Below are 17,183 nucleotides of genomic sequence, written 5' to 3' on the forward strand. Positions count from 1 at the left end.
TCTATGACAAATTCACCCCCGTTTATGGCGAGGGTGTTTTATTCTGGTTGTCTGGCGGCGTCAAATACGACGACTACGACACTAACGGATTTGACGAAGGACTACAAGACCTGGATTTTCTTGGCGCGTTCTTGCTTGATCTTTTCAAACGTGATGGTGAGCACGCCGTCTTTGAGTTCGGCCTTGACGCCTTCTTCGTTGACCGCGACGGGTAGCGCCAGGGTGCGGCTAAACTCACCCCAGTAGCATTCTTGGATGTGCCAGTTCTTGACGTCGGTCTCGTCGCCGCTTGATAGGGTGCCGCTGATCGTGAGGATGCCGTCGGAGATGCTGACGTCTAGGTCGTTACGATCAACGCCGGCGGTCCGGGCCTTGATAATAAGTTCGGTTTCTGATTCAAATACATCGACCGCTAGCTGCCCCATCAAATCATCGGCCTCATCCTCCCAGTCATCCTCAGGAGTGGGCGCTGCGGTAGCCGGTGCTGCTGCGGGTGCGGCTGGTTGCGGCGCGTCATTAGCCAGATCATCATTCAAGAAAGCTGCGGTTAGCTCATCTTCGATTAACAAATCGTCGTTTCTGCGTGCCATGTTTCCTCCGCCTTTATAGGCTGATTGACAATATCATCTATTAGTATAACGGTTATGTGCGCTATAATCAAGAGTGAAAGGCGAAAAAGCGAAAAATGCCTATTGATACGTTATTATCATATATCGCGCCGCATTATTGTTATGGTTGCGATGCGACTGGCTCGCTTTTGTGTCGGTCGTGTCTTGCGGCAGAAAAGCGGAGCCGCTATCAGGTCTGTGTGATTTGTGGACAGCCGTGCGCTAATGGCAATGCGTGTCGGCGACATGCCCTGCCCTACGAGGCGCTCGACTGTGTGCTGTGGCGGCGAGGTGCGGTGGCGCGGCTGATTGATGGTTATAAGTTTCACCGCGTGCGTGCCGCCAGTGGGGTGTTGGCTCAGTTCCTAGACGAACTGCTCCCAGAATACGACACCTCGACGGTGGTTGTGCCGGTGCCGACGGCTCCTGCCAATATTCGTAAGCGCGGCTATGATCATATGTTGCTGGTTGCTCGGCAATTTGCCCGGCGGCGGGGACTGAGGGTCGAACGGCCACTGGTCAGACAGACGAATGTGACGCAGCATTATGCCCGCTCGGCGGCTGAGCGGCGAAAGCAGGCGCAGCAGTTTTTCCGCGCGCGTGGCGTTCGGGCCGATGTTCCCTATCTGATTTTGGATGATATTTTCACCACTGGCTCAACGATTGCAGCGGCAGCCCAAATGCTACGAGCGGCTGGTGCGCGGGACATTCGCGTGGGGATTATCGCTCGCCAGGGGAACGATAAAAAGGCTACTGTAAAGACACCGCCACATCCTAGTCGTGATGATACGAACCACCCCGAGCGATCTCTTGGGCGCGGTACAGCTGCTCGGCGAGAATGAGCCGCACTAGCTGGTGCGGAAACACCAGGCGTGATAGCGACCAAACGATGTCGGCTCGCCGGTGAAGTGTCTCGGTAACGCCATAGGCCCCGCCAATGATGATGACGATGTGCTGATCGGTATGATCGAGGACGAGCCGCGATAGTTCTGGCGAGCTCAGGTTGCGGCCGCGCTCGTCGAGGAGGATGACGAAGTCGTGCGGCTTGAGGCGAGACATCAGGCGCTCTGACTCGTCCTGGCGTGCTCTGTCGCCGATTTGGCCGGAATGTGGGATGATGATCATTTCTGCGGCGAATGGCGCTCTGAGGCGCTCTAAAAAGCGCTTAATGCCTGGTTCCACCCAGGGCTCGTGCCGCTTGCCGATGGTGAGAATAGTAATTTTCATGTGCGGGCTTTCGGTGGGGCGTTATTATCATGCAAGATGGCTTCGGCGGTTGCCTTGGCGATTTGGTGATGGATATAAGCGGTCGGATGACCGACGTCATCACCCGTGGCTACCACACCAAGACCAAACGTGGCGCAAGCATCAACGTTCTTTGGCGGCTCGACCAAGGTGATCCGCGGTTCATGCATACTGGCCACAACGTCGCGGATAGCTTGATTGACCGTCTCGATAAAGCTGGCGACAAAGTGGTCGGTATCGTTATTGATAATCGTTGGACAGATGTCGCGTGGCTGAATGGGCGTGGTGTAGAGATTGATGTATAGCTGGGCGTTGGGGGCATGTTCAAGAATGGCGCGGTAGGCTTGCTCGAGCGACTGACGATATTCGTCTGAGTACAGTCGGCGAAAGACATCGATATACATCTCGCTGCGCGTACCACATCGTCCGTGCAGACAGGCGTCGAACACTACGTTGAGATCAACCATATTGGCGCCAAGCGACAGTGTGACGATATCGGTTTCGGGGCTAAGGGCGTTGATTTGCGGTGGCTGGTCGTCAAACTGCTGGTTAGAGATATGCTCTGGCCCGGCGCCACGACAGGCCACGAGGGTGATGTTACCCGAGGGAATGCCGAATGCTTCGAGTCGCCGCGCGTAAGCTTCGGGTGAGCGCCGGCACTCTTTTGTTGTGTCGTCGTAACCCCCCAGCCCTGCCCCGCTGGCGACTGAATCACCCATGCCGACGACGTAGGTGTGCTTCGCCTGCTCGGGCGAGATGCTCGGGCGGCTGGACGCTGATAGCGCTAATGAAGCGAGGGCCGCTATCGTAGCGACCCCCCGTTTGGCTAATGTTTCTAATCTTTCTTTCATGATGTCGTATCTGGCGGAAGGGGAGGGATTCGAACCCTCGGTACGTGTTACCGCACGCCGGTTTTCAAGACCGGTACCTTCAACCACTCGGTCACCCTTCCAATTAATCGTAGCGACTGGATTCTGGCGGAGAGAGAGGGATTCGAACCCTCGATGGGTTGCCCCATACCGCTTTTCGAGAGCGGCCAGTTCAACCACTCCTGCACCTCTCCAAATAAAAATGGTACACCCGGCACGATTCGAACGTACGACCTTTGGCTCCGCAAGCCAACGCTCTATCCAGCTGAGCTACGGGTGCATACAGCCTTTCGGAAATCCGATTGGCTATAACAAAAATATAAAGAACTTTCAATGCCAGCGGCAATGAACTTTTGTATTCTAGCACACCTGTTAACTCGGGGCAAGCTATAGCCTGATGATCCGAATGAGCTTCTCCAGTGCATCTGGCGCGATTTCTTGCATCGGTAGTCGTGCCCCCAGCATGTCGACGATGGTCTCGCCCTCGGCCTCAGAAAAATAGATGGTCAGTGCCGGTGAGAACCGCTTGACCGGCAGTAAAATTGCCGAGTGCTGATCGCCGTCTTGCCCCAGCCCAAAGGCTCGAAATTCACTAAAATCATACAAGCGGTCGGCGACGTAAACCCCCTTGGGACTGATGGCGTAATTGACCATCACTGATGGCTTGGATCGAAGTAGTACGAGCGCCACCGCCATAATCGGCAGCAAAATCGCGAATGTCCAGCTATTAAAAACAAAGATCGCCAGCGCCATCAGGGCAAGCACTACGAAACCAACAGCAATATACCAGCCAGTCGTGCGGTGGGCCTGCACGCCCTCAGGAGCTTGCCAGGCGATGGGCTGCGATAAGTCAGTCATCGGCTGGGCCGCGTCTTGTTGGGTGTTTTCGGTGTCGGTTGCGTGTGGCTGCTCTTCCATATGTCTAGTATACCACGAGCGGTATGATCTGCTATACGTCGGTAGAATTACCGCCAAGACCAATTACGGTATTGAGGACAAATTGAATGATGGCGTAAGCAAATAGGGCGACGAGCAGACCAATGACGGCATAGAGAATGGTGTTCTTTGCCGAGGTGACGGCGTCTTTGTTGCCGCTAGAAACAACGTAGCGAAAACCACCAAAAATCAGCATCACCACAGCGAGGATACCGATAAAATAGAGCATGATGTTGATAATTTTTTTCACCAACGAGCTGTCACCGTTAGTTAAGTTGGTTGGCACGCCGTCGCCACGCGCATCATTGATGCCACGAGTGACGCCGCCCTCGCCGAGCGCGAACGCTGGAGTGCTCAAAACTACCGTGCCGACACCGATGGTCAGCATGATGCTAACGATACCTGCGAAAAACCTCTTCATGCGCGTTATTATCCTCTCTCTTAGGTTTATTGTCAAGTTTTGCGGCCCGCCTGCTAGCCGCGGGGCTAGCCAGACCATTGCTTCTATGATACACTATTTTTGGCTCATGGAGGAGTACCCAAGTGGCTGAAGGGGACGGTTTGCTAAATCGTTAGTACGGGGAGACCTGTAGCGGGAGTTCGAATCTCCCCTCCTCCGCCAGAGTTATGCCGCTCCCGTCTCGGTTTATCCGGGACTTATTTTATTGTTTTGTTTAGTACGCGGAGTGGGTATCGAATAGAATTTTGGGCCGACGGCACCATCTAAATCAGGAAATATTATTGACAAATTAAAAACCTTATGCTATTATCCTAACATTGCTATGGCCAGATCCATACAGATAAACATAAAAAGAATATGAAATATTTATCACACATTATTACTACTACCACGATGGCACTGGGCCTGTCGACCAGCCTCGGCGTGTTTCTACACGATACGAATATTGATAAAGCGATTGTTTCTGCTTGGCAACTCATGAGTGATGCGCGCCAGGTTGATGACGACCATCACAGCAAGCCGCATTCCTCACCGCACACTCACTCTGACCATCATGATTTTTCAGGGGTGCTAAAGGACGGACAAACTCATCCGCGGACGACGCCGCGCAGCGCTGATCGCAAACACCTACACACCAAGCTTGTCAGTCGTGGTGGCGATGGTGACATTGATGGGCATCGACTGATAGTCGATCCGATTAGCGTGAGCTGATGACTTCGAGCTCGCCGATGAAGCGCTGGATGAGCTTTTCTTGCTCGGCCAGCTGCTGGCGAGTTTCCTCGACGAGATGGGCTGGCGCCTTTTCAACATAAGTTGGATTATCCAGCCGTGCTTGGAGGCTTGACAGGGTTCGCCGCGCTTCACTTAGCCGCACTTCCAGATCGGTCTGGTGCTGATAGAGTGTCTCCTCGTCAATATCCAACCACGCTTCCCTGTTTGCCGCCGCCAACCTAAGGCCTCGCGGTTGATCGGTGTGTGCAATTGACTCCAGGCGCATGAGGTGTTTGATGGTGTCTTGATTATCGGCGATGAGGCTGTCATTACCGTATAACAAGCGGTATTTTTTATTGCCCGGCAACTCAGCGATTACCCAGCGGCCTTCCGCGACCAGTGTTTTCAGCTGTTCAAACTGCTCGGCGGCGATGGGGTCAAACTTTTCTGGGGTTGGCCAGTGGTCGCGCATCAAGATACCGTCGGTGTAATTAAGCGTCTGCCAAATCGTCTCGGTGACGAATGGCGCGAACGGATGAGCGATTTTCAGGCTGGTCGCCAGCGCCCATGACAGTAATGGGCGATTGATAGCGGTTTTCGACGATTCGATGTACCAATCAGCTAGGTCGTCCCAAATAGCGTGATAAACCGTGTCTGCAGCTTCAGAAAAGCGGTACTGCTCCAGACGGACGGCGACATTGTTGGCGGCGTCGTTCAGCTGGCGGATAATCCAGTGGTCGGCCGGCGTCTGCGGCTCCAGGTCAACGATTTGGTGTTCATCGCCGATTTGCGCCTCGACGAAACGAGCGATATTCCACAGCTTATTACAGAAGTTGCGAGCAGCGATGACCGCGCCCTTGTTAAAGGCTTGGTGCTGGGCTGGCGCGCGGCCAGCGATGATGCCCATGCGAGTGGCGTCCGAGCCAAATTCTGAGACTAATTCCATTGGGTTGATGACATTACCCTTGGATTTGGACATTTTTTGATTATGTTCGTCGTTGACCATACCGTGCAGATAAACATCCTTGAACGGTAGTTTGCCGGTGCGGTACAGGCTAAGCATAATCATGCGTGCTACCCACGCCCGCATAATGTCCATACCAGTTTCCATCAGGCTGGTTGGGAAATACTTGGCCAGTTCCCCGCCGTTTAGGTAATCGGTAACGATGTACGGCCACTGTCCAGACGAGAACCAGGTGTCAAAGGTGTCTTCTTCTCTGATATATGTTGTGCCATTTACAACTATCTTTCGTTCGTCAGTGCGGATGTTGAATATCCAATCGCGCGGGTCGCTTTCATTGACGAATGCGGGAATCGGGATTCCCCACGGGATTTGCCGAGAGATATTCCAATCTTTCAGCTGCTTGAGATAAGCGATGAGCTCTTTGCGCTTGGCGGCCGGATAAAAGGTAATCTCTTCCCTTTCTAAGGCTTCGATGGCTGGCTGAGCTAGCGGCTGCATTTTAATAAACCACTGCTCTTTAACCATCGGCTCAATGACGCTGCCGCATTTGTAACAATGTCCGACGGCATGTTCAATGTCTGTTTCGCCGCGGCGCAGCTCTAGCGATTCCAAGGCCGCCAACACGCGAGTGCGGGCTTCTGCCGGCGTCAGGCCTAGGAATTGCGGCGGTACGTTGACCATCTTGCCTTCTTGGCTAATGATTTGTTTGAGCGGCAGATGGTGGCGCTCGGCCATTTCGAAGTCGTTTGGGTCGTGCGCCGGCGTAATTTTCACCGCGCCAGTACCGTAGTTCATGTCGACGTACTCGTCGGCGATAATCGGGATTTCCTCGTCGGTGATTGGCAATAAAATTCGCGTGCCGATGAGGTGTTTGTAACGCTCGTCATCCGGGTGAACAGCTACTGCCACGTCGCCCAGCATAGTCTCCGGCCGCGTGGTGGCGATGACGATTTCGCCGATTTTATCCAGCGTCGGGTAAGCGATTTGCCACAGCTTCCCTTTTTCATTTTTATGTTCAACCTCGATGTCGGCGAAGCTGGTTTGGTGTTTGGTACAATAATTGACAATCCGCTCACCGCGGTAAACTAGCCCGTCATCCCACATTTTTTTGAACGTCTCATACACGGTGGCGATGACTTTATCGTCCAGCGTAAAGGTCAAATGCTGCCAAGAAGCGCTGACGCCCAGAGCGCGCAGCTGCAACTCCATGTTGCCGCGTTTTTCTTCAACAAATTGCCAAACCTGGTCATACAGCTGTTCACGTGAAAAGTCAAAGCGGCTTTTTCCCTGTTTTGCTAGTTCTTTTTCATAAACCACCCAGGTCTCGAAGCCAGCATGATCTGCCCCAGGAATAAATACTGCATCATCGCCCTTCATGCGGTGATAGCGAATCATAATATCCTTCAAATTCATGTCCAGGGCATGGCCAATGTGCAAGTTACCATTGGCGTTGGGCGGCGGCATGACGATGGAATATGGTTTACCGGTGCCGGTCGGCTCTAATGCGCCGCTGGTTTCCCACATGGCGTAAATGTTTGGTTCGTAATCGTTTGGGGTGTATTGTTTGGCTAGTTGCATGAATAATTCCTACTTTTCACGTGAAAAGCGAGCATCGCCACTGTCAAGATTTTTCACGTGAAAACTCGGACAATAGGCGTAAATAGTCTTTCCACGCGGTTATATTACCAAGCCAATTATACCACAGAAAAAGGGGCGGCAAAACCGCGGACGATGCCTGGCTGGGGGTGTTAACGCAGCGCTTGGTAGGCGCGGTACAGCCAGTAGCGGCTGCGCTGTAATGGCAAATCCCAAGCCCCAGCAAAAGTAACGTCGTGCCCGCCAAATGAGCGTTTGAACTTGGTGAAGCCGGCCCAAGGATGGTTCTTGTCGGCACCGTCGGGGGCGATGCCGTAGAGGTCAGCTTTGGCTAATCCGCGCTGCTGAGCGTCAATGATCGCCTCGGCCAGTAGGGCAGTGCTGGCATTAAGTTTGCGGTGAGCTGGATCTGATGAGGCACCAGCGTGGGCGTAATATAGTGTGTTGCTGCTGTGATAAAACAAGGCGGCGGCGATAGGCTGATTATCAAGCGCGGCGTAATACAGTGTGGCCGCGCCAAGAGGGAAGAGGGTAGCGGCTTGCTGGCGGAAATAACTATCAGAGTGCGGCGTAATGCCACGGTGCCGAGCGACTTGGTGGACGAATTTCAGTAAGATATCAATGTCATGCGGGTCGGTCGAGCGGTGGACAGAGACGCCTTTTTTATGATAATTGCGGTACACATTACGAACCGGCTGCGCCATATAGGCGATCAGCTGGTCTTGCGGCTGGGTCAGGTCGATGACGTGCGAATGCTCGGGCTGGAGCTTTTGGTAGGTGACCTTTTTCCAGTCGTGAGATTTGAGATGCGTGGTAAAGTTAGGGTTGGTTGGCTCAACGCGCAGGAAAGTGACATGATGTTTTTTGCCAAGCTGAGCTAGAGAGTCAAGAGCTGCTGCTAGCGAATGTTCGTCATCGGCAGTCGGGCCGTACGGGCAGTACAGACGGGAATTACCGGTGCTGCGCTCCAGGATAGCCAAGTATTCCCAGCCCGGGCCGCTATCGCGAAAGGCGGTGCGCCCGAGTGATTCTTGAAAGGCTTGCCAGGCGGTTGATTGTAAAAAATGTTGATTCATGTTGTAATCCTCACAACGTTAGATTGCTGTCATTGATAAACTTGGTTGGACCTCCAGGTCGTACGGGTCGGCGGGCTGGTCTATGTGGGCGCGGAAATAGCCGAGTGCGGCGATCATGGCGGCGTTGTCGGTGCAGAGCTGGATGGGTGCGTAATCGATGTCGATAGGCAAGACCTCACGCAGTTGGCGGCGTAATTCTTGATTGGCGGCGACGCCGCCGGCGATGACGACGGAGGCAGGCTGGAAATTGTCATAGGCTTTTTTAGTCTTATCGACCAGGGTTTTAACGGCGGTGTACTGGAAACTGGCTGCCATATTATGCCTCAGTTCATCGTTTACTAGGGCAGGGAGCTCGTGCGACGGGAAGGTGAAGTCTTTGCCCACCTCGCGCTGAACAGCTCTCAGAACGGCTGTCTTGAGACCGGAGAAGGAAAAATCGTACTCGCCGGCGAGCTTGGCGATGGGTAAGTGAAAGGCGCGGGGATCGCCGAGTTCGGCGGCTTTGGCGATGGCGGGGCCACCGGGGTAGGGTAGGCCAATGATTTTAGCGACCTTGTCAAACGCCTCGCCAACGGCGTCGTCTTGGGTTTGGCCGATGAGCTGGTAGTTGCCGTGATTTTGAAACAGGACGAGCTGCGAATGTCCGCCAGAGACGATGAGGGCGAGGAGGGGGAAGGTGGGTTGATGATGTGGTAAAGACAGCTCCAAATCGCTAGAATTAACAACGGCTTCCGCACGCCGAGATGCTTTTTCGTCAGATTCTTTGGCGACTGCGGGACTCGCTTTACTCAAACAGTCCTCGTCTCGCAAGGAATCTGACAAGCTCGCCTCTCGGGTTTGTGCAGATGTTGTTAATTCCAGCAATTTAGCATGTTTTGCGCCTCTCTTTCTCTGTTCGGTGATGAAATTAGCATACACATGCGCCTCGACATGGTGTATCTTGTAAAGCGGCTTATCGTGAATGATGGCGAGGGTGCGGGCGGCGAGAGTGCCGATGAGCAGTGAGCCGATCAGGCCGGGCGCATAGGTGACGGCGACGGCGTCGATATCATCCCAAGTACAATCGGCGTCAGACAGGGCTTTTTTGATGACAGGGTTAATAACCTCTAGGTGGCTGCGGGCGGCAATTTCCGGGATGACGCCGCCGTATTCAGCGTGGATGTCAATCTGGGAATTGACCACATTAGAAAGCAAGCGTTCGCCGTCTTCAACGACCGCCGCCGCCGTTTCGTCGCAGCTGGACTCGATTCCCAAAATCCTCATTTGCTTTTATTATAGCAAATATAAGTGGTAAAATAGGGATATGAAAGCCATATTGGTGAAGTTTGTGAGGAAGGTGCTGCCGGGCGGGATGCTGCGGCGGTTAGAAAATGGGTATCGGCGGTTGCGCGTCAAGCTGGTTAGCGCGCGGTATGGCAATCCGTCAAAGCACCTCAGGGTGATCGCGGTGACGGGGACAAATGGCAAGACGACAACGTCGTGCTATATCAATGAGATTTTGAAAGAAGCTCATTTCACGACGGCGATGTTTACCACAGCGGTGATCGAGGTGGCGGGCAAGCAAAAACTCAATGATCTCAATGCTACGGTAGCGAGCACAGCGCGGATGCAGCGGTTTTTCCGCGATGCCAAGCGGGCGAACGCTGACTACGTGGTGCTGGAGGTGACGAGTCATGCGCTGGATCAGCATAAGCTGGACGGCGTGCCGATCGAGGCGGCGGTGATGACAAATTTGACGCAGGATCACCTGGATTATCACAAGACGATGGAAGAGTATGCGGCGGCCAAGAGCAAGCTGTTTCAATTGCGCCCGCGATTTATCGTGCTCAACCGTGACGACGAGTGGTATGACTATTTCAATCAGTTTGTCGCCAGCGAGCAAAAGATGACGTACGGTCGAAGCGTGGAGGCTGAGGCAAAAATTACCCACGTCAAGTTGTACCGCAAGGGCACCGAGGCCGACGTGGTACTGGATCATCAGACGCACTTGGAGCTAGCGACGAATCTGCCGGGCGAGTTCAACGTGATGAATATGACGGCTGCGACAACGCTGGCGTATCTGTTGGGTGTCAAGCTGGAGGATATCCAGGAGGGGGTGGCTAATGTCGAGGCCGTGCCGGGGCGGTTTGAGCGAGCGGTCGAGGGCCTGGGTTATGACGTGATCGTTGATTATGCGCATACGCCGGATGCGCTGGAAAAACTGTTGGCGGCGGCCCGTGGTATCACTAAGCAGCGGGTGATCTTGGTGTTCGGGGCGTGCGGCGATCGTGATCAGGGCAAGCGACCGATTATGGGCGAGATCGCGGCGCGTGGAGCGGATCGGATTTTCCTGACTGACGAGGAAAGCTATAACGAAGATCCGGAGCAAATCCGGCGGATGCTAATGGAGGGGATTGAGCGCGGTCGCGGCGACGCGAAAACGACGGAAATTGCCGATCGGCGCCGGGCGATTGAGCGAGCGCTTGGCTGCGCCAAGAAGGGCGATATGGTGCTGATCACCGGCATGGGCCACGAGCAATATCGGATCGTCAATGGTCAGCGGCTGCCGTGGAATGATGGCCAGGTGGTACGCGAGATCGTTGGTCGGGAACGGGCGGCGTGAGGTATGCGGCTACTATTGGTAACCAGAGGGATTCCCGGCTCTGGTAAGTCGACGTTTCTCGCGGAGCAGGGGCTTGATACCTATACGTTGTCGCCGGACGCGATACGGTTGATGCTGGCGTCGCCGCAGTTGACGCCTGATGGACAAACGACTATGCCGTCGCGTCAAGACGCAATGGTGTGGCGGCTTCTACACGAGATGCTGGAGCAGCGGATGACGCGGGGTGAGACGACGGTGGTTGATGCAACGCACACGACGCCAAATTATTTCAAGACGTATGGCGAGCTGTGTCGGAAATATCGCTATCGGCTGGTGGTGATTGATTTTGCTGATGTGCCGCTGGCGGTGTGTCAAGAGCGTAATCGAGAGCGGCCGAGTCATAAGGTGGTGCCGAGTAGCGTCCTTGAGCGTATGCATCGGCGGCTGCAGCAGAGTTCACTGCCAAAATGGGTGACGGTGGTACGGACGGCTGAGGAAGTGAATCAACTGCTTACTAATCAGCCAGAGAACGTTGATAGGTATCGGGCGGTTCATCACATCGGCGATGTGCAGGGGTGTTTTGCGCCGCTGAAGGAATATTTCGAGCGGCATCCGCTTCGGGATGATGAACTGTATATTTTTGTCGGCGACCTATTAGATCGCGGTGCGGAGAATGATGCGGTGATGCGATTTGTTTGTGACGAGTTACTTGACCGACCAAACGTGCGGTTTGTGGAGGGCAACCACGAGCTATATCTCTGGCAGTGGGCGACTGATCAGCCAGTTACGGCGCGGGTATTTAGTGAGCAAACTCAGCCACAGCTGGAGGCGGCGGGCATCGATAAGCGCAAGGTAGCGCGGCTGCTGCGGCGGATGGATCAATATATTTTGTATCAGTTTCGAGGGCAAACAGTTTTGGTGACGCATGGTGGGCTCAGTACGCTGCCGGAGCAGTTACCATTGGTGGCGACCAGCCAGCTGGTCCATGGCGTGGGGGCGTATGATGAGGTTGGGGTGGTGGACGATGCATTTATGGCGCAGACTGATGACGCGACGTTTCAGATTCACGGACATCGCAACAGGCAAAATTACCCCACGTGCTACAACGAACGTTGCTACAATTTGGAGGGAAGGGTTGAGTTTGGCGGCGAGCTGCGAACAGTGCGGCTGGACGAGAACGGCATGACGCCAATCACTATTCAAAACCAACGAGCAGCAGCGCGGCTATATCCAGAGCACGCGGCGTTCCTAAGCCAGCTACGGCAGAATCGCTACATTCGTGAGTCGATCCTGCCGGGTGATATCAGCTCGTTTAATTTCAAGCCCGAGGCATTTTATCGCCAGGCATGGACGACGCAAACGATGCGGGCGCGCGGACTGTTTCTCAATACGCTGACGAACGAGATTGTGATTCGGGCCTACGATAAGTTTTTTAACATTGGCGAGCGGCGCGATACTGAACTAGCGGCGCTGGAGCAGACGATGGTCTTTCCGGTGCGGGCGTGGGTGAAGGAGAATGGCTTTTTAGGATTGGTCGGGTATGATTCGGCGGCGGGCGGGCTGGTGATCGCATCAAAGTCGACGACCGAGGGTGACTATGCGGCGGCCTTTCGGCAAGAATTTTTGGAGCAATTTCGAGACAAACTGCCATACGTCACTGATTATCTGCGCAGTCATAATGCGTGCCTGTTGTTTGAGGTGGTGTTGCCGCGATTTGATCCGCATATTATCGCCTATGAGTCGGATCAGCTGGTGCTGCTCGATATCGTCAAGCGGCAGGTTGCATACGGGGCGGTCGACCGGCAGGAGCGGGAGCGATTTGCGCGCGAGATCGGGACGAACAGCAAGCGTCTGGCGGCGGAGTTTTCATCATGGGCAGAGTTTATGACGTGGTTTGGCCAGCTTCACGGCATGGCGTATCGGTGGCGGGGCGAGTGGATTGAGGGTTTTGTAATTGAAGATTCTGGTGGCCATCAGGTTAAGGTCAAGCTTGATTATTATACCTTTTGGCGGCAGATGCGGACGGCACTGGCGGCGCTGCAGGCTGGTCGGCAGCCATCAACGAGGCCCGACTGCCCTGACCCGGCGTTGGCAGCGCGGGTAATTGCATATATGCGGCAGTTGCCCGCCGAGGAATTAGCGCGGATGGACATTATCGCGCTGCGGCGACGGTTTGAGTAGGCGAGAGGTTGGTTTCTTGTTCTACGCAGGGCGGTCTGGTACAATTTTGACATAAGCATAACGGAGGGGGCGCTTATGTGGAAACTTATTATTAGTGTTATTGGGGCTACGTTAGCGGTGTGCATCGCGGTGCCGGCGACGGCTGGAGCGACTTCTGGGTATGATGATATCATCAACAAGGTTTCAACGAAAACATTGATCCATCACATCGATAATTATTCGGGTAAAACCTGCGGAAGTCCTGATGACGATTACGCGAAGAAGTGGCTGTTTGCCTTTAAGCAAAAGAGATATTATTCAGGTGACCCCAGAGACCACCAGGCGGCGGTAGAAAGTTTAGAACGCGCTATGTCGTCGCCAAAGGGTGCGTACGCGGTTGTTTATGAGCAGAATAATAAACATAACGACACGTCAAACCCATCGTTCATAAAAGTTTTTTGGACAGAGGACGGTAAGGATGATTATACGTATCGTTTTTATAAAAATCATCAAATAAGCGGGATTTATCTTACGAGGAAGGAGGGTAGTCAGTCGAAACTTTATGTGGCTACCGTTGCCAGCCCTAAGTTGATTTTAGGAGGTGGTAATGGTAGTAATTGTGACCCTGAATACTTGTGGGGATATAAACATTCGCAGGCTTTTGTATCTGATCTGAATATATCTGTAGGATCAAATAAAAAACTCTTCACGTCTACGTTTTCTGTTGACTATCCGAGCGGCTATGCAGGCCCCAAGTTTCCGGACAATCGCTCAGCGATCGGATGGTGGCCAGACTCGTCTCAATATGATGATTTTACAGACAAAATAACAGTAAAAAAATTAATAAATTACATAAATTATCACAAGAAATTTTGTGCACCATCAGACTATTCTAACAGTTGGTTTACAGCGTTTAAGTATCCCAATATTCCTGACAATCATAAGTATCATAAAAGTTATATGGCAAGTCTTGAACGGGCGATGGCGACGGGAGCGTATGCTGTTGCTTATGAACAAACGACGGTTAATGGTAAAACAGTAAACCCCTATTTCATAACGGTATTTTGGTCAGAAAATAGCAATGACTTTCATATTAAGTTTTACGGTGATGCTCCGTACAGAGTTGCTACCATTACACATAAGTGGGGCAGCAGTGCAAAGTTGTACGGTATGATCGCAGGTAGCACTGGACCGCTCTGGGGACGTGGCGGTTGTGAAGTTGAGTTTTTGCAGGGAAATTATCTAAATGGCTATATACCTACTGCTCGGTTTAACGAGTCGTATATACCGTTGAGCGGTGGCAATAATATGAAAATCTTCACCTCAACCTTTGACGTCGAATATCCAGACGGCTATAAGGGTAAGCCGATTCCTGGCGATCGACGCAATATCAAGTATCTCGCCCTTGGCGACTCCTTCTCCAGCGGCGAGGGTGATACTGACAAAAATCCGGCGACTGACCGAAAGTATTATCGCCAGTGGACGGATGTGAAAGAAGATAAGGCGAAGGGTGCACCGAAGGAAAAGTGTCATATCAGTACGCGTTCGTATCCGTACAAGCTGGCGAATTGGATGGGGCTGGGTAAGCGGCCCGTCGGCGGCGTGGGCGTCGGTTGCGTGTAGTGGGGCGACGGTGTATGACATGAATTGGGACAACTCGGGTGGCTATGAAGGGCAGGACAGCCCGCTCGGGCGGCTGCATGGTTATGACAACAAAGGAGTGTTGCAGAAGATGGCGCTCAACGAGATGATCCCGGGGCGCGTCAAGCAAATCGAGTTCGTAAAGAAATACCAACCAAAGGTGATCACGCTGACGGCGGGCGGGAATGATGTGGGGTTTGGAAATAAATTAAAAGCATGCGTGCCCTTCCCTAGTACCTGCGTGTATGCAAAAACTGAAGAGCGACGAAAGCTAAAGAACGAAATTCTTGATCAATTTGAGCGATTAAAGTCATTCTATGAGGAACTTAAAGCCGCAACGGACAACAAAGCAAAAATATATGTACTTGGCTATCCGCAATTTATAAATGGAGCTCCTGATGCTCCGTGTGGAGGCAGGGGCCTTCTTTATCTTGACGCCAGAGAGCGCGAGATGATAACAAATTCAGTTTCTTATCTTAATGGTGTGATCCGCCAAGCCTCCAAAGCGGCTGGGGTAAAATACATAGATGTAGAAAATGCCTTTGGCAATCATTGGCTATGTGGCGATAAACCTACTCACGTTAACCCGTTGCTGTTGGTTGAGGAGGTTGCTAGTAGGCAACCAGACTTCCACCTCCCTCCCGTTGAGCGTCAAGAAAGCTTTCATCCAAACGCTAAAGGTCACGCCGATATTGCTCGTGCTTTTAAGAAAGAATTAGGCGGTGTTAATCCTGTGGATTATAAAATCTGTAAAAATGACGCGACGACTTGTCCTGACAACTCTGCGACAAGGGATAATATACCAACACCTCCTTATTTTAACGTTACTAATGAGCAGGAAGACATAAAGTTTACTTATTATAAACTATCCAATGGGACAGCGACAAAAGTTCAAGAAAAGCACATAGAGATCAAAACATCCAGGCGCCCGTATAAGCCATGGAAAAAGGTATACGTAAAGATTTACTCTGAGCCAAGAGATTTGGGCGAGATTGAGGCTGATGAGAATGGTGAAATTAATGGATCTGTGGCACTGCCTGAGGATTTGCCCGCTGGATATCACACGCTGGTGGTGTCTGGTGAAGCACCAGATGGCAAGAAGCAAGAGCTATACCAAACCATTCTCGTCAAAGGTCCAAACCCCGAGGATATCGACGAAAATGATACGCCAGACAAACTCCAACCCTGCGGGGCTTTCGCTCAAGCCGCTAATAAAGACGAAGACCTTGACGGCATCGACGACGCCTGCGACCCTGAGATCACCGACCCCATCCTCTACACTGCTCGCAACGGCAAGTCGTTGCTTGGCGAAGATGAGGATCGGATTTATCTCTTTCGCAATACGCGAGCAGCTAACTTGACTGGTATCACGAACGATTACGTTGACAAGTCAAAAAACCAGAATAACGCTGATGCGCTGGTCGGACATACTTTAAGCGAAGAGACACGCGGACTTGCATTCGATAAACTGGTCGTTATGAAAGAAGCTGACGGTGACATAAAAAAAGGAACGCCGATTATCCTCGCCAAAGACGTAAACGAAAAATGCTACGCCCTAAAACCAGAGGATTACCTATCACCAGCACTAAAGCCCGGATCAAAAAAGTATAAGCTACGAGGATTAACAAAACTAAATACACTACCGAAGGGGGTTGGTTGTGAAGAATAAGAAGGTAATCAAGTGCTCAACTGTACTATATACAGGCGTAGTGTCGGTCTTGGGAATATGTCAGTTCCTGGGTGTGCCAAACCTTGATATGATCTCAATACAAGATAGGGTAATGCTAGGTGCAATTATATGGTGGCTCGGCATATTTGGTGTTGCTATGAATGCAGTTATTATAATGAAAATTCAGGAATTAAGAGCGCTGGCCACTATTTTATTACTATTATGTGCTGCATCTGGTTTAATCGGTGGTTTTCATTACTATTTGGCGACTACCTGGGCTTGAGGTTAACTTGTGAAGTATAACATAATTAACACAAAAATAAGGGGTGAATTGTGAAGAATAAGAAAATAATTGTGGGATTATCAATTATTGTCCCAATGTTAATATTGTTGCTAGAATACTACATAATCGGTCCGCTATTGGCCGATGGTATCAGTATATTTGTTGCACAATGCTCGTTGCTAGCTTTGAGTGCTATATTTATGATAGCGGGCATTGTCATTTTAGTGAGAGCTTCTGGGGGTTATAAATTTTGTTGTGTGCCCAGTATCGTCGCCAGCTTATTACTCGTTTTTGGATATTTTTTGTCCGAGGCTGTAAAAGAGATACGGTTCTAGTGAGCTTGGAAAGTAAAATGTGTTATGTTCAACAAGGTGGGCTGTGAAG

General features: G+C 52.1%; 15 protein-coding genes and 4 tRNA genes. 8 read left to right on the plus strand and 11 right to left on the minus strand.

Features of this window, described 5'->3' with window-relative positions; translation table 11 throughout:
- Window positions 1-101: 101 nt before the first annotated feature.
- A complete protein-coding gene (locus NLML1_RS00105) occupies window positions 102-590 on the minus strand; it encodes an Hsp20/alpha crystallin family protein (RefSeq protein ID WP_162453891.1) in 489 nt (162 codons plus the stop codon).
- 95 nt (window positions 591-685) lie between these two features.
- Here NLML1_RS00105 and NLML1_RS00110 point away from each other — a divergent pair, with 95 nt between their 5' ends.
- Window positions 686-1,450, plus strand: a complete 765-nt coding sequence (locus NLML1_RS00110; RefSeq protein WP_285441584.1) for a ComF family protein — start codon at window positions 686-688, stop codon at window positions 1,448-1,450.
- Here NLML1_RS00110 and NLML1_RS00115 read toward each other — a convergent pair.
- From NLML1_RS00115 to NLML1_RS00145, 7 genes are all read right to left on the minus strand, one after another.
- Window positions 1,383-1,835, minus strand: coding sequence for a 23S rRNA (pseudouridine(1915)-N(3))-methyltransferase RlmH (locus NLML1_RS00115; RefSeq protein ID WP_285441585.1), 453 nt, complete (start codon window positions 1,833-1,835; stop codon window positions 1,383-1,385). The two genes, NLML1_RS00110 and NLML1_RS00115, sit on opposite strands and share 68 nt — an antisense overlap.
- Complete coding sequence (locus tag NLML1_RS00120) at window positions 1,832-2,704, minus strand: GDSL-type esterase/lipase family protein (RefSeq protein ID WP_285441586.1); 873 nt, start codon at window positions 2,702-2,704, stop codon at window positions 1,832-1,834. Before NLML1_RS00120 ends, NLML1_RS00115 begins: the two co-directional genes overlap by 4 nt.
- Window positions 2,705-2,715: 11 nt before the next feature.
- Window positions 2,716-2,805: transfer RNA gene (locus NLML1_RS00125), tRNA-Ser, on the minus strand.
- A 23-nt stretch (window positions 2,806-2,828) separates the two neighbouring features.
- A tRNA-Ser gene (locus NLML1_RS00130) sits at window positions 2,829-2,916 on the minus strand.
- A gap of 9 nt (window positions 2,917-2,925) precedes the next feature.
- A tRNA-Arg gene (locus tag NLML1_RS00135) sits at window positions 2,926-3,002 on the minus strand.
- A 107-nt stretch (window positions 3,003-3,109) separates the two neighbouring features.
- Window positions 3,110-3,640 (minus strand): hypothetical protein, encoded by a 531-nt coding sequence (locus NLML1_RS00140; RefSeq protein WP_171271610.1) that lies wholly within the window; start codon window positions 3,638-3,640, stop codon window positions 3,110-3,112.
- A gap of 31 nt (window positions 3,641-3,671) precedes the next feature.
- Window positions 3,672-4,079 (minus strand): hypothetical protein, encoded by a 408-nt coding sequence (locus tag NLML1_RS00145; RefSeq protein ID WP_171271611.1) that lies wholly within the window; start codon window positions 4,077-4,079, stop codon window positions 3,672-3,674.
- Window positions 4,080-4,187: 108 nt separating this feature from the next.
- Between NLML1_RS00145 and NLML1_RS00150 the strand changes: the two genes are divergently transcribed.
- Together NLML1_RS00150 and NLML1_RS00155 are read left to right on the plus strand one after the other, a co-directional pair.
- Window positions 4,188-4,280: transfer RNA gene (locus NLML1_RS00150), tRNA-Ser, on the plus strand.
- 195 nt (window positions 4,281-4,475) lie between these two features.
- The gene (locus tag NLML1_RS00155) at window positions 4,476-4,829 is read left to right on the plus strand and encodes a hypothetical protein (protein ID WP_162322958.1); all 354 of its coding nucleotides are present in this window, start codon (window positions 4,476-4,478) and stop codon (window positions 4,827-4,829) included.
- Here NLML1_RS00155 and NLML1_RS00160 read toward each other — a convergent pair.
- From NLML1_RS00160 to NLML1_RS00170, 3 genes are all read right to left on the minus strand, one after another.
- Window positions 4,816-7,371, minus strand: coding sequence for a valine--tRNA ligase (locus tag NLML1_RS00160; RefSeq protein WP_285441587.1), 2,556 nt, complete (start codon window positions 7,369-7,371; stop codon window positions 4,816-4,818). The genes NLML1_RS00155 and NLML1_RS00160 overlap by 14 nt on opposite strands.
- 170 nt (window positions 7,372-7,541) lie before the next feature.
- Window positions 7,542-8,465, minus strand: a complete 924-nt coding sequence (locus NLML1_RS00165; protein ID WP_285441588.1) for a lipid II:glycine glycyltransferase FemX — start codon at window positions 8,463-8,465, stop codon at window positions 7,542-7,544.
- Window positions 8,466-8,483: 18 nt separating this feature from the next.
- Window positions 8,484-9,728, minus strand: a complete 1,245-nt coding sequence (locus NLML1_RS00170) for a tRNA (adenosine(37)-N6)-threonylcarbamoyltransferase complex transferase subunit TsaD (RefSeq protein ID WP_285441589.1) — start codon at window positions 9,726-9,728, stop codon at window positions 8,484-8,486.
- Window positions 9,729-9,768: 40 nt separating this feature from the next.
- On the opposite strand from NLML1_RS00170, the gene NLML1_RS00175 reads away from it, so the two are divergent.
- The 5 genes from NLML1_RS00175 (at window position 9,769) to NLML1_RS00195 (ending at window position 16,799) form a co-directional block, all read left to right on the plus strand.
- Window positions 9,769-11,067 (plus strand): UDP-N-acetylmuramoyl-L-alanyl-D-glutamate--2,6-diaminopimelate ligase, encoded by a 1,299-nt coding sequence (locus NLML1_RS00175; RefSeq protein WP_285441590.1) that lies wholly within the window; start codon window positions 9,769-9,771, stop codon window positions 11,065-11,067.
- A 3-nt stretch (window positions 11,068-11,070) separates the two neighbouring features.
- Complete coding sequence (locus NLML1_RS00180) at window positions 11,071-13,227, plus strand: RNA ligase (RefSeq protein WP_285441591.1); 2,157 nt, start codon at window positions 11,071-11,073, stop codon at window positions 13,225-13,227.
- Between the two features lie 75 nt (window positions 13,228-13,302).
- Window positions 13,303-14,829 (plus strand): hypothetical protein, encoded by a 1,527-nt coding sequence (locus NLML1_RS00185; RefSeq protein WP_285441592.1) that lies wholly within the window; start codon window positions 13,303-13,305, stop codon window positions 14,827-14,829.
- A gap of 19 nt (window positions 14,830-14,848) precedes the next feature.
- Entirely contained in the window at window positions 14,849-16,516 is a 1,668-nt protein-coding gene (locus NLML1_RS00190) for a GDSL-type esterase/lipase family protein (protein ID WP_285441593.1), read from the plus strand.
- Window positions 16,506-16,799, plus strand: coding sequence for a hypothetical protein (locus tag NLML1_RS00195; RefSeq protein WP_285441594.1), 294 nt, complete (start codon window positions 16,506-16,508; stop codon window positions 16,797-16,799). Before NLML1_RS00190 ends, NLML1_RS00195 begins: the two co-directional genes overlap by 11 nt.
- Window positions 16,800-17,183 lie beyond the last annotated feature (384 nt).

It is taken from the genome of Candidatus Nanosynbacter lyticus, assembly GCF_030253515.1.
Classification (GTDB): Bacteria; Patescibacteriota; Saccharimonadia; order Saccharimonadales; family Saccharimonadaceae; genus Nanosynbacter; species Nanosynbacter lyticus_A.